This is a genomic window from Schaalia sp. Marseille-Q2122 (assembly GCF_903645355.1).
GTDB lineage: Bacteria > Actinomycetota > Actinomycetes > Actinomycetales > Actinomycetaceae > Pauljensenia.
Map to the genome: position 1 here is coordinate 22,975 of NZ_CAHJXR010000008.1, position 12,766 is coordinate 35,740.

At 62.0% G+C, this 12,766-nt stretch carries 12 protein-coding genes and 1 tRNA gene; 11 read left to right on the top strand and 2 right to left on the bottom strand.

The window, feature by feature from the left end:
- Positions 1 to 34: 34 nt before the first annotated feature.
- A complete protein-coding gene (locus tag HWX48_RS09710) occupies positions 35 to 511 on the bottom strand; it encodes a hypothetical protein (RefSeq protein ID WP_175957049.1) in 477 nt (158 codons plus the stop codon).
- 237 nt (positions 512 to 748) lie between these two features.
- Here HWX48_RS09710 and HWX48_RS09715 point away from each other — a divergent pair, with 237 nt between their 5' ends.
- From HWX48_RS09715 to HWX48_RS09750, 8 genes are all read left to right on the top strand, one after another.
- On the top strand, positions 749 to 1,858 hold the full coding sequence (locus HWX48_RS09715) for a ribonuclease H (protein ID WP_254873061.1): 1,110 nt from the start codon (positions 749 to 751) through the stop codon (positions 1,856 to 1,858).
- Between the two features lie 5 nt (positions 1,859 to 1,863).
- A complete protein-coding gene (locus HWX48_RS09720; protein WP_175957050.1) occupies positions 1,864 to 2,544 on the top strand; it encodes an AzlC family ABC transporter permease in 681 nt (226 codons plus the stop codon).
- The gene (locus HWX48_RS09725; protein WP_175957051.1) at positions 2,541 to 2,903 is read left to right on the top strand and encodes a branched-chain amino acid transporter permease; all 363 of its coding nucleotides are present in this window, start codon (positions 2,541 to 2,543) and stop codon (positions 2,901 to 2,903) included. Before HWX48_RS09720 ends, HWX48_RS09725 begins: the two co-directional genes overlap by 4 nt.
- 405 nt (positions 2,904 to 3,308) lie before the next feature.
- Entirely contained in the window at positions 3,309 to 4,619 is a 1,311-nt protein-coding gene (locus HWX48_RS09730) for an alpha/beta fold hydrolase (RefSeq protein ID WP_175957052.1), read from the top strand.
- Between the two features lie 168 nt (positions 4,620 to 4,787).
- A complete protein-coding gene (locus HWX48_RS09735; RefSeq protein ID WP_175957054.1) occupies positions 4,788 to 5,324 on the top strand; it encodes a hypothetical protein in 537 nt (178 codons plus the stop codon).
- Positions 5,325 to 5,604: 280 nt separating this feature from the next.
- Entirely contained in the window at positions 5,605 to 6,567 is a 963-nt protein-coding gene (gene nrdF, locus HWX48_RS09740) for a class 1b ribonucleoside-diphosphate reductase subunit beta (RefSeq protein WP_175957056.1), read from the top strand.
- A 152-nt stretch (positions 6,568 to 6,719) separates the two neighbouring features.
- Entirely contained in the window at positions 6,720 to 7,694 is a 975-nt protein-coding gene (locus HWX48_RS09745; protein ID WP_217701621.1) for an SDR family NAD(P)-dependent oxidoreductase, read from the top strand.
- Positions 7,691 to 9,385, top strand: coding sequence for a succinic semialdehyde dehydrogenase (locus tag HWX48_RS09750; RefSeq protein WP_175957058.1), 1,695 nt, complete (start codon positions 7,691 to 7,693; stop codon positions 9,383 to 9,385). The genes HWX48_RS09745 and HWX48_RS09750 overlap by 4 nt, the downstream gene beginning before the upstream one ends.
- 634 nt (positions 9,386 to 10,019) lie before the next feature.
- Here HWX48_RS09750 and HWX48_RS09755 read toward each other — a convergent pair.
- The gene (locus HWX48_RS09755; RefSeq protein WP_175957060.1) at positions 10,020 to 10,916 is read right to left on the bottom strand and encodes a patatin family protein; all 897 of its coding nucleotides are present in this window, start codon (positions 10,914 to 10,916) and stop codon (positions 10,020 to 10,022) included.
- A 168-nt stretch (positions 10,917 to 11,084) separates the two neighbouring features.
- Between HWX48_RS09755 and HWX48_RS09760 the strand changes: the two genes are divergently transcribed.
- From HWX48_RS09760 to HWX48_RS09770, 3 genes are all read left to right on the top strand, one after another.
- Positions 11,085 to 11,171 (top strand) — tRNA-Leu (locus tag HWX48_RS09760).
- Positions 11,172 to 11,314: 143 nt separating this feature from the next.
- A complete protein-coding gene (locus HWX48_RS09765; protein WP_175957062.1) occupies positions 11,315 to 11,944 on the top strand; it encodes a PepSY domain-containing protein in 630 nt (209 codons plus the stop codon).
- A 233-nt stretch (positions 11,945 to 12,177) separates the two neighbouring features.
- Positions 12,178 to 12,381 carry a cold-shock protein gene (locus HWX48_RS09770; RefSeq protein WP_175957064.1) on the top strand — a complete coding sequence of 68 codons (204 nt, stop codon included), beginning with the start codon at positions 12,178 to 12,180 and terminating at the stop codon, positions 12,379 to 12,381.
- Positions 12,382 to 12,766: the final 385 nt, after the last annotated feature.

The following is a 12,766-nucleotide window of genomic DNA, read 5'->3' on the forward strand; positions in this document are numbered from 1 at the left end:
CTGTATTTTCCTACGAAAACCTTGACTTGCGGGCCTACAGGTAGAAAATCCTCACGCGCTTGAGATGTCCGATCGGCCCGCTTCCTTCGACCACTTGCGCGGGAGCATCAGAGACTGTCATAAATAATTGAAAACCCTGATGATCGCGCATTTGCGCACACCACTCAACACTTTGCGCACAGTTTTCCTCAATGCTCCAGCCCTGGTCCTCAGCCATCATTTTCAGTGGATCCGACGCATTCGCGGCAGCATCGACAAAGACACTGAACTCAATGTAGGCAGGCTCAGGCTTACTCATGACGCCACCATTGGGACGTTGCGCGCGATCAACAAGACCACCGGGAAGCTCTTCAGCAGTTCGGACAATAGGAAGATCCCAGAGTGCGGCCACATCATCGGGCGTCCCCCAGTAATTCTTGTCGCGTCCCCACTCCCACACGCCATAGCCCGCGCCCAGGGCGACGGCAGTAACAACAGCCACCACCAGTAGCTTCATTCGAGACTTTGGCACAGCTTCTCCTGGTCATCGGTCTGTGGATCAACGTCCGTCTAGTACATCACTGTTTCGACGGTGCTGCTTGTTCAACGCAAGACCCCTGCCTTCTGTTGCCCTGCGAGGCGGCGTTCGGGCACGCAGGATCTGGCGGAGAAAGAGCCTGCTCCCAGGTGTGCGCCCAAGGATTCTTTGTCCGGGCTGCACGCCCGCGTGTGCTGGGCGCACACGCGGGCGCCAGGCTCGACCGTTACCATGTCACTCATGACAATTCGGGCAGCGGTAGACGGTTCAGCTCTGGGAAATCCCGGCCCCGCCGGTTGGGCGTGGGTCGTATCCCCCACCTGCTGGGATGCGGGCGGCTGGGATCATGGCACCAATAACCTGGGGGAACTCACTGCCGTTCTTGAACTTCTGCGGGCCACGGAATCTGCAGGCCTCGCGGGCGAACCGTTACATGTCCTTGCTGATTCCCAGTACGCCATTAATGTCATTACCAAGTGGATGCACGGATGGAAGAAAAAGGGCTGGGTCAAAACCGATAAGAAACCCATCGCCAACCTTGAGGTCATTCAAGAGATTGACCGCCTCATTGCGGGGCGGCAAGTGACCTTCGAGTGGGTACGTGGACACACCGGCCACCCGATGAATGAACGTGCTGATGATTTGGCTCGCAGCGCGGCAGAGACGCATCAGAAGGGCGGCGTTGCGTCGGGCGGTCCGGGTTTTAGTGGCGCCTCCGCCCCAAATGACGCCTCCTCCCCAAATTGCGGTGCTCACATGACAGATCAGACAGGGTTCGAGGAGTCTTCGACTTCCACCCCTTCCTCACTGGCCCCGTCAACACCCCCCACTTCCACCGCGACCACTTCCGCCGCCGATATGGGCGCCCGGGTGTGCATCCAAGACGATTCTGCTGATTTTGAGGCTCCAGATGCCCTGGACTCACAGCCGGGCGCCCTCATCCCGGCTACCTCCAGCCCCAGCGCGCTCCCATGCCTTACCCGCAGCGAGGTGCTCGCCGCCCAAAAGGCCATCATCACCGCCTGGACAAGCGCCCTCCCCGATGAGGTCACCCCCTGGCTCGCCCCCGGCTTCGAGCGCATCTGGCCCAATGGCTCGGTCACTGACACCTTCTACGGGCCTTGCCCCCCTCATCTCAGTGTCAGCCGGATTCATACACGCACCGCTGGCTCCACTATGATCACCCGCTTTGAGCTGAGCTGGGGCACAGGCCGCTCTGTGGAGACCGGCCTGTGGATTCCCGGCGAGGATGGCCCTCGTCTGCTCCACCATCAATCCACGATCGTCTCGTCAGCTCCCCACTCTGCTGGGGCAGCTGATTCGTCTCCAGGGGATCGCTGACCTCCATGGCTTCCTCCTTCGCTGCGGATCTGCGCTCAGCTATTCGCGTCTCGTCACCCGCTGGCCTTGGCCTCTTCCCCCTTGGGGTCGCACTCGGGCTGCTCGTGATCCAGGCTGGCCTACCCTGGTGGGTGACGCCCGCCCTGTCGATTGCCGCGTATGCGGGTTCGGCCGAGTTCATTCTTGTTGGCCTGATGACGGCCGGGGCTTCTCTTGGCACCATTGCCGTGACAACGACGCTGGTGAACTTCCGTCACGTCTTCTACGCCTTCTCTTTCCCTCTGCATGCGGTGCGATCGCGCTTAGGGAAGACCTACGCGATGTATGCCCTTACTGACGAGGCCTACGCCCTGACTGCCGCGAGCGGCACCTTGTGGCGCTCGCGCGAGTTGCTGCTGATGCAGGCGGCTTTGCAGAGCTACTGGGTGCTGGGTGGCCTGGTGGGGGTCGTGATCGCGCAGGTGTTGCCGTTTGATTTGGTGGGTATGGATTTCGCGCTGTGTGCCCTGTTCATCACCTTGGCGTTGGATGCCTGTCGCACGCGCCGGGATGCAGCGAGCGCTGCCCTGGGGGCTTTGTGTTTCGTGGGCGCCTTGTGGCTTGCTCCTGATTCGCCCCTGTTTGTGGCGATGGCTGCCTTCGGGCTGGCTCTGATGGTGGCGATTATTGTGAGGAGGACCCAATGAGCCTGGGGTATATTCTTGCCGTCCTCGCCATTGTCTTTGTTATCGACTTTGCCTTGCGAGCTCTGCCTTTTGCCGCGCTTGAGCCTCTTCGCGAATCCTGCATTGTTCAAGCCTTGGCTCGGTGGATGCCAGCTGGGGTACTGGCCATTTTGGCGGTAGCAACCTTTGTGGGTGCTGCCTGGCCCGGGCAGGGCGTCAGCTTGAGTGAGGTAGATGGGGCGTCATCCATGCGGTGGGTTCCTGCGCTTGTGGCCACGGGTGCAACCATTGCTATTCACTTGCTGTCTGGCAGGCGCACCCTGTGGAGCGTGGGTGGAGGGACGGTGGGCTTCATGCTCCTCCTGCCGGTTTTCTCCTGACCCCCTTTTCCTTAGACCCGCACCCTGTAGTTCAACCGTCCCCCCACGCATCGAGTAAGTTTCGCGCCTTACCACGCACGTCAGTAACACTCGCTCCCGTCCCCTCAGGCATCGACCCGGTTCGATACTCGACTTCGTCGAGTTCCCACGTGTGCGCCCAGGCAGAAATACCTCATCGAAGCGCCCGATCCCCCTTGGGCTCACACCTGGGCGCCCGCCACTCACCACCACCCCCTCTCCACCCCGAATCGCCACGAAGCACCCCGGATTCACGCAGCAAGTTCCCACGTGTGCGCCCAGGGTCAAAACCCCCTCCAGAACAGGCGTTTCCCCCTTGGGCTCACACCTGGGCGCCGCCAACACGTATGCCCTGGCACCATCACGCCGAGGCACTACCCTTGATCCATGCGCACTTTGACCTACACCCAACACTCCTGCACCGTTCACGAGCACCGATGGGATGTCCCCCTTGACCACACGCGCCCCGTGGGCGCCGACAACCCCACGATTGAGATTTTCGCCCGCGAGATCATTCGCTCCGGCGGGGAGAAGCTGCCCTACATGGTGTTCCTTCAGGGCGGCCCAGGTGGCTCTGGCCCCCGCCAGGGCGATTGGCGTGACGGCTGGATTGGCCGCGCACTGGAGGATTACCGCGTCGTTCTCATGGATCAGCGCGGCACGGGCCAGTCCTCGCGCCTGGATGCTCAAACTCTCGCCGCCTTCCCTGATGACCAGGCTCGCGCCGATTATGCGGCTTTCTTCCGTCAGGATCAGATTGTCCGTGATGCTGAGGTGATCCGCGCCGACCTGTGCGGCGACGAGCCGTGGACGACCTGCGGCCAGTCCTATGGCGGCTTCATCACCATGTCCTACCTGTCCCTGGCGCCCGAGGGCATGAAGGCATCGCTCATTACCGGCGGCCTACCGGGTTTGGTGCATGTTGATGACATTTACCGGCGTACCTACGCGGCGACCGCCGCCCGTAATAAGGTCTATTTCCGTCAGTTCCCGGGGGATGAGCGTACTGTCCGTGAAATCGCGGCCCACCTGCGTGGCACCGAGGAGGTGTTGCCGACGGGCGAGCGCCTTTCGGCCACGCGTTTCCGCATGGTTGGCATGGGTTTGGGCACTCAAACCCGCACTGATCTGCTGCATTTCATGTTGGAGGGCCCGTGGGTGCACGTCAATGGTGAGCGTCGCCTCTCTACGAAGTTCCTCTCTCAGGTGGGCGCGGAGGTGGCGATGACGCCGATGTATGGCTACATGCATGAGTCGATCTACGCCGCTGCTACCCCCGAGCTTGCGGGCACGCGGACGAATTGGAGCGCCGACCGTCTGGCCGAGGAAGCAGAGGGGTTCGCGAAGGATGCTGACCCCCTTGACGAGTCGATGCCGTACTACCTGACGGGCGAGCATATGATGCGCGCCTTCTTCGCTGAGGATCCGCAGCTGAAGCCTCTTGCTGGCATGACGGAGATTCTTGCTCAGCGCAGCGAGTGGACCCCCGTTTATCTGCCCGAAGTTCTGACGAACAACACGGTGCCCGTGGCTGCGGCGGTTTACTACGACGACATGTTTGTGCCCCGTGACCTGTCGATGGATACCGCTGAGCTCATTGGGGCGCAGACGTGGGTGACCAGCGAGTACCAGCATGATGGCCTGCGCGCGTCGGGTGGGAAGGTCCTCGATCACTTGCTGGGCCTGCTGGCCGACTAAGCACGCTGGGGCGCGTGAACTGCGGCGCGCGGTGGCCTCGTCGGTTGGGTTCTGATTGACGAGGCCGCCGCCCTACTTCCTTGCGCTGTGGGCGCCGGTGGGGCAGGTCCGCGCGCCTGCGACATGCCTGTGGACTATTGTGTGTGTGAGTCGATTTGAGGAGTTCCTATGTCTTGCCCTACTGGCTGTTCTCATCCCTTTGCTGAGCGTTACGTGGAGTGGTTGGATGCGTATCCGCAGTTCAGCAATGCTGTGATTAATGGTGGTGGCATCCTCGTTTGGTATGCGATGCCGGATGTTGTTCGGTCCCGCGCGGTGCGCACGCTGCTGAAGGCGGGGATCCTCAGCGCGATGGTTCACCATGGGGCGCGTGAGGTCAGTAAGGTGTCTGACGAGGTGAAGGAGGCCGTCGAGGAGGCGCGCGAGAACGGTATCTCTGTGGCGCCTTTTATTGGTGCGGGCGTGGCGATGGCGGCTGTTGGTGGCGTCGCAGCAGTTTTCGGGGAGCGTTTCTTGTTCCGTCGTGGGGAGCGCCGCCGGGCGGAGGGCAGGGCGCTGGCTCATACGCGCCAGGCTGTTCCTTTGGCTCTTTTGGGGGTGCTGCCGGTGCTGCTTGACCGTTACATTGAGGGCGCGGAGTATGAGTACGTCCAGGAGGGCGAGGGCGGTTGTGGCGGTAACTGCGATTGTTCTTGCGGGAAGTGAGTGCCGATTCGTGGCTGCGCTTGCCTGAGGTGGCATGTGTACCTGAGATCTGGCAAGTTCCTTGGCACGTTCATAGGGAAGGCGCTGGGCGCGCTGCGCGCCTGTGAGAGGTTGATGGCTTGAGCGCCTGCCCGACCGGGTGTCCTCATGCCCTGCGGGCGCGCGCCCGCAGGGCATGTTTGTTCTCACGTGAGCCTCCCTCCTCAATCTCGGACTGAGCGGGTAGGCTGATGGTTGTCGATCAACCCCCTTTTTTATGTCGATTCAGGAGCGTGCGGGCGTGAGCAGGAAGCCGGTTTTTGAGGCCATTAACTGGAATCGTATTGAGGACGAGAAGGACCTGGAGGTCTGGGATCGTCTGACGGGTAACTTCTGGCTTCCTGAGAAGATTCCGCTGTCGAATGACATTGCCTCGTGGAATACGCTGCGCCCCGCCGAGCAGGAGATGACCAACCGTGTCTTCACGGGCTTGACCCTGCTTGACACTCTGCAGGGCACTGTCGGTGCTGTGAGCCTCATTCCTGACGCGCGCACCCCGCATGAGGAGGCTGTGCTGACCAATATTGCTTTCATGGAGTCGGTGCATGCCAAGTCGTATTCGTCGATCTTCTCGACCCTGCTGTCCACTGAGGAGATCAACGAGGCTTTCCGCTGGTCGGAGGAGAATGAGTCTTTGCAGCGCAAGGCGGAGATCATTAAGTCCTACTACGAGGGTGATGACCCGCTCAAGCGCAAGGTGGCTTCCACTATGTTGGAGTCTTTCCTGTTTTACTCGGGTTTCTACGCTCCTATGTACTGGTCGAGCCACGCTAAGCTCACCAACACCGCTGACCTGATTCGCCTGATTATTCGCGACGAGGCCGTTCACGGCTACTACATTGGCTACAAGTACCAGCTGGGTGTGGCCGAGTCGGAGCAGGCCCGCCAGGATGAGCTCAAGGATTACACTTTCTCACTGCTTTTTGAGCTGTACGAGAATGAGGAGCAGTACACCGAGGATCTTTACGATCCTCTGGGATTGACCGAGGATGTCAAGAAGTTCCTGCGCTACAACGCGAATAAGGCGCTGATGAACCTGGGTTACGAAGCGATGTTCCCCGCTGATGACACGAACGTGAATCCGGCGATTCTGGCTGCCTTGTCCCCCAATGCCGACGAGAACCACGACTTCTTCTCCGGTTCGGGCTCGTCCTACGTCATTGGCGAGATTGAGGACACCGAAGACGAGGACTGGGATTTCTGATCCGCTTCGCTTTCCTGCCGTAACTGCTCAGCCCTGGGGCGCGTCCACCACGTGACGCGCCCCAGGCGCATACCAGCCCCTTTCGTTAGCCTGAACTGTGCGAGCCTTGTCAATGGGTGACAGCTCGCCCATGGCTAGGAAAGGGGCCTCCCGTGTCATCATCGTCAGCGCCACCACCGGGGATGTCCTCCTCTGCTGCGCCTGCTGGGAACGCCGCCTCGGCCTCGTCGGTGGCTGACACGCGCTCGGCAATTGCCTCGCCCTCGACCGCCACCACCCGCCCAGGCGGTACGCGATCTTCCGTGATTCGCGGCGCGCGCGTGCTCATTACGGGTGCGGCCAGCGGCATGGGTGTGCTCTACGCAAGGCGGGCCGCCGCCGAGGGTGCTGCGGCGATCGCACTGTGGGACCTCAACGAGGCGACCGCCTCCGACCTCGCCAATCAACTGAGCGCGCGGGGAACGCAGGCATTGGCCGTCGGGGTGGATGTGTCCGACCGGCAGAGCATTCTGAGCGCGGCCGCGCGCACCCGCGAGTTCCTGGGCGAGCCCGACATCATCATCAATAACGCCGGCATCGTGTGTGGCACGACCTTTTGGGAGCACGATCCGGAGCGCGATATTGAGCGCACCATGCGGGTCAATGCGCTGGGGCCGATGTGGATTGTACGCGAGTTTATGCCCGCCATGATCGCCGATGCCGCCCGGCCCAAGAGGATCCTGAATGTCGCCTCAGCTGCGGGGACGCTGGCCAATCCGCATATGAGCGTCTACGCGGCCTCGAAGTGGGCGATGCTGGGGTGGAGCGAGTCGCTGCGCCTGGAGCTCGAAAGAGAGAAGCACCGTCATATTCGGGTGACGACGTTTTGCCCGAGCTACATTGATACCGGGATGTTCAAGGGCGTGCGCGCGCCCCTGCTGACGCCGATGATGACGCCACAGGTGGCAGTCGATGCTGCATGGCGAGGCATGTTGCGGGGTACTCCGGTGGTTTCCAAGCCGTGGACAGTGAAGCTGGGGATGGCAGTGCGGGGTGTGCTGCCGACGCGGGCGTGGGATTTCGTGGCGGATCGGATTTTTGGCGTGTATTCGTCGATGGATCATTTCACGGGGAGGAGTCAGGCGTGAGAAAGCTCAGAATGCGGGGGGATCAGCGCGTATTTGACGAGGCCAGCGCCGGTGGTCAGTCAGCGGGAAGCGGCGTTGCCGGTGGCGACGTTACGGGTGGCGACGCCGATGTTGCTGCTGGCCGTGGCGCTCGGGGTGAGGCTGAGGCCAGTGTTCCAGTCACGACGCGCCCTCGCTACCAGGACCTGTGCGAGCGGCTGACTGGCAGCGGGCCAGCACGTGAGCTCCTCTCCCCCATTGACGGTAGCGTCCTTGGTGTCGTCCCCACTCACACTCTTAAGGACCTGGAGGTCATCGCCGCGACGGCTCGCCAGGCTCAACGGGCGTGGGCGGCGACCTCGTGGGATGAGCGTGTGCGGATTGTCCGCGCCTTCTCGCGCATGGTCTTGCGGCGGCGCGCCGCGCTGCTTGACGTCGTGCAGGCCGAGACGGCCAAAGCGCGCATCCACGCGCTGGAGGAAGTGCTTGACGTGTCCCTGGTGGCGGCTCACTATGCGCGCGTGGCTCCGCGAGCGCTGCGGCCTCGTCGGCGCATGGGCGCTATTCCTGTGCTCACCTCGGCCCGAGAGGTGCGCCACCCCAAGGGCGTGGTTGGCGTGATTGCGCCGTGGAACTACCCCTTCACCCTGGCGGCATCAGATGCGATTCCGGCGATCCTGGCGGGTAATGCGGTCATCCTCAAGCCCGACTCGGCCACACCCCTGAGCGCCCTGATGGTGGCCACACTGCTGGAGGAGGCTGGCCTGCCTGCGGGCGTGTTCCAGGTGCTCAACGGGCCGGGCGCGACAGTGGGGGATGCCCTCATTGACGAGGTCGACTTCATGATGTTCACCGGTTCGACCGCGACGGGGCGGCGTATTGGCGCGCGCTGTGGGGAGCGCCTGATTGGTTTTTCGGCGGAGCTGGGCGGGAAGAATCCGATGATCGTTACCGCCGGCGCCAATGTGGAGGCCGCCGCCTCGGGTGCGGTGCGGGCGTGTTTTTCTAACGCCGGGCAACTGTGTATCAGTATCGAGCGCATTTACGTGTCTGAGGCAATTGTCGACGAGTTCGTTGAGGCTTTTGTGGGGAAGGTCTGCGGCTTGCGCCTGGGTGTTGGTGGTGATTGGCGTGTAGATGTCGGCGGCTTGATTTCCGCCGATCACCTGGTAAAGGTGCAGGCCCATGTTGATGATGCGGTGGCCAAGGGGGCGCGGGTGCTTGCGGGTGGGCGCGCGCGGCCTGATCTGGGGCCGACGGTGTTTGAGCCGACGGTTTTGATGGATGTGCCCGCGTCGGCGGCCATGTATGCGGAAGAAACCTTCGGACCGGTGGTGGCGATCTACCCGGTGGCCGATGTTGAGGAGGCCATTGAGCTGGCGAATGACTCGACCTACGGATTGAACGCCAGCGTGTGGGGGCGTGGGCGCCTGCCGTGGCTGGTGGCCGAATGGCTGGAGGTCGGCACGGTGAACATTAATGAGGGCTACGCCGCCACCTGGGCGACCCATGGCGCACCTATGGGCGGGTGGAAGGATTCTGGCCTGGGGCGTCGGCATGGGCGTGAGGGCATTGAGAAGTACACGGAGGTCCAGACCATTGCCCGCCAGCGGCTCATGCCGCTGGCGCCGATGCCGGGCATGAGCAATGAGGCCTACGACCGCGCGATATCTACGGCTGTGCGTGCGTTGAACTTCCTGCGCGGGGCGTGAGAGGAATCCACCATACTCGTCGTGGGCTGCGGGTCGCGGGCCTGAGCACACCTTAAAGCTCACACCCAATTCTGAGCCTATAGAACGGACCTACGCTCACCTGCGCTTCAACCCCCGCCCCTGACTCTTCCTCAGATATCGTCCGGGAATTCTCCATCGGCGATGAGTTCCCGGCCCCGCGCTCCCACGTGTGCGCCCAAGGCCAAACTCACCTCCAAGACCCCCATTTCCGCCTTGGACTCACACCTGGGAACCGGGGACATGAAACGGCCACTGGATCCTCCTTCTACCCTTGCGGTGTCTTAGATGCCCTCGGGAGCTTCCCTGCCGGGCGGGGCTCCACCAAGCTTCATTCCCGACCGCCCGCGCACCCGACCGCCCGCGCTCCCACATGTGCGCCCAAGGCCAAACTCACCTCCAAGACCCCCATTTCCGCCTTGGGCTCACACCTGGGCGCTAGAAAGGGAGGAGAACGGCCGAAGCGCAGAAGAGAGTAGAAAGTGAAGCGAACGGGGAAGAGCAGACAAGCGATCGAGAGAATTGTCGCAGTCAGACCGACTGGCTTCGCCCGAGCATCCCAACCAGCCCAGCCAGCCCCGGCAGCGCCAGCTAGATTGCTGCCGCTAACCCCGGGTCACAGCCCGAGGAATGCCTTAATCGCAGGCAGTTCTTCCTCCGCCTGGCGCATACCCGCAGCGTAGGAAGCTTCCAGCCGGTCGCGGCGCATTTCCGTACCTGACACGCTCATCTCACGGGGGTAGAACACGTAGGCACGCCCGGCATCTTCTAAGGCCTGAATGTGGCGACGTACGGCGTTGTAACGCGAAGGGCGCTGAGCGACAGCCTCGTAAATGGAGGGCAGGCGGGGGTAGGTTGCGCGCAGTGCGGCGCCGACGCTGGGGCGCAGCGGGCCTTTGACGTAGTCGCGTGGGCGGGTGAGGACGATGAGGTACTTGCGGTAGCCGTCGCGCATGGCGGCATCCAGGGCGATGCCGCCGTTGGGTCCGAGCGCGCCATCAACCCACACGTGCCCGTCAACGACCTGCGGCGGCATGAGTAGGGGCAGGGTGGAGGAGCCTCGGATGGCGCGCGCGACCTCGGTGTAGGTGGGCATGTCGTCCTTGCCGAGCCAGAGTTGCTTGTTGGCGGTGGCGTCGAAGACGCCGATGCGCAGGGTGGCGGGGTTGGCGTGGAAGGTCTCGAGGTCCAGGGGCAGGGTGCCGTTGGGCAGGCCGGTGTGCTGGTAGATGTATTCGGCGTTGAAGTAGCCGCGGCCGCGCAGGAAGTGTGAGGCGCCGCAGAAGTTGGGGTCGTCTGCAACGTCAACGAAGGCGGCTTTGGCGCGCCATGCGTCGCGGGACATGTAGTTTGCGGTGTGCGAAGAGCCTGCCGAGATTCCGCTCACATGGTCGAGGAAAATCCCTTCGCGGATGAGCAAGCTGACGAGGGCTGCGGTGTAGGAGCCGCGCATTCCACCACCTTCGAGGACGAGGGCGGTGTCGGTGATCGTTGAGTGGAGCTGCTCAGGCATGGCGTCCTTTTCCGCGGTACGAGGCCGTTGTTGTGCCTCTCCTTGCGGTGGCCGGGGGCGGTGCGCGGGGGAGGGGCTGCGTGTGTCAGTGCTATTCTTCCGTGTCTTTGCGTGTGGCGCACTCCAATTTGACGTTCATGGACGAAGCTCGGTATTGTTATCCAGCACGCGCGAGTGGCGGAATAGGCAGACGCGCACGGTTCAGGTCCGTGTTCCAGTGATGGAGTGGGGGTTCAACTCCCCCCTCGCGCACCATCAAAAACCGTTGGGATACCAACGGTTTTTTGTTGTCTGAGGCGCCTGCGGGTGCTGTGTGCTTCGTAAGAGTTTCCTAAGGCTCTGATGAGAATCCTCTTCTCACTCTGCCGTGACCTGCGTCTTCCTGCCATGCTGGTGGCATGAATACTTCACTTCGCCTGATGGCTCCTTTTGCGATTGCTGCTCTGGCCCTGGCGGCCTGCACCTCGGCGCCCTCCGCGCCTTCCGGGGACTCTTCCGCTCCCGCTGCTCCTGCCCAGTCGGCGGCTCAGCCTGCTCCTCAGGGGGATGATCAGGCTGCTCCTCAGTCGACTCCTGGTACTCAGACTCCTGCTCCGACGCAGGCTGTGATGGGCGCACTGCCTGATGCTGGTGTCGGCGCCATTGCGGCGGCGCTCGCCACCCAGCCTGGCACTGTCGTTGGCCTCGATGACGGGATCGATGACAATGGCGAGTGGGAGGTCGATATCCTTCCTGATGGGGCGAATAAGGCTGTTGAGGTCAAGGTCCTTAATGGTCAGGTGACGGGCACTCAGCCTGACACGGACGATGATGATGTCTTGTCCGTCCAGGGCATGACGGTGCCGATTGAGGCGGCTATCACCAAGGCTTTCACGATGCTGCAGGGCACTTTTGATAGTGCTGATCTGGAGATGCTCAATGGTGTTCCGACCTGGGTGATCGACATTGATCCTCCGAATATGGCTGACGATGATCAGAAGGTGCAGATCAACGCGGTGACGGGTGAGGCAGTTTTGGTCGCTGACTGAATTGTAGTGTTCTGGCGTTCGCCGGAGATTGTGGGGTTGATGTCTCAATGTGAGCCATTAGCCCCACATTTTTGTGTTGTGTCCTGTAGGTTGGAGGGGTAGTTTCTCAGTTTCATTGCAGTACGTGCGGTTTTCCGGTCGTTGCAGGGAGAGTGCGTCACTATCTCCTCTCCGATCCTGGGGTGGAGACTTCCGCCCTCTTCCCTGGGGGCAACAACAGACAGGAAATTCTCATGGCTACTGGTGTCGTGAAATGGTTCAACGCTGATAAGGGCTTCGGCTTCATCACTCCCGATGACGGTTCGGCTGATATCTTCGCTCACTTCTCCGCGATCGAGTCCACTGGTTTTCGCACCCTCGATGAGGGCGAGAAGGTGGAGTTCGAGGTGACCGAGGGTCCCAAGGGTCTGCAGGCTTCTCGCATCGTTCGCCTCTGACGAGGCCACCGCCGCTTTCCTTCCGCCCCTGACGCCGTCGCGGTGAATGAGGGTGGGGGTGGCGTGCACAGCATAGACGTGGGGGCGCTTCCATTGGAAGCGCCCCCACGTCTGTTTTCGTGTGTGGCTGTCGTTGCTGAGTGGGTTGAGTTCTGGGGCCTAAGTTCGGGGCCTCATTTCGAGGACCATAGCGTGATTGCCGGAGCGAGAGCATCTGAGTCGTGATCTCTTAATGGCTGGGCGAGTTCATTATCAGCTTCCTGGTTCCCGCGTGTGCGCCCAAGGGCTTTCTGAGGTCCAGGCGGGCGGAACTTGCTTGAGCTCACACCTGGGAGCGCAAGACGATCGCGCTGGCAGATCGCGCTGGGAGATCGCACCGTGACTT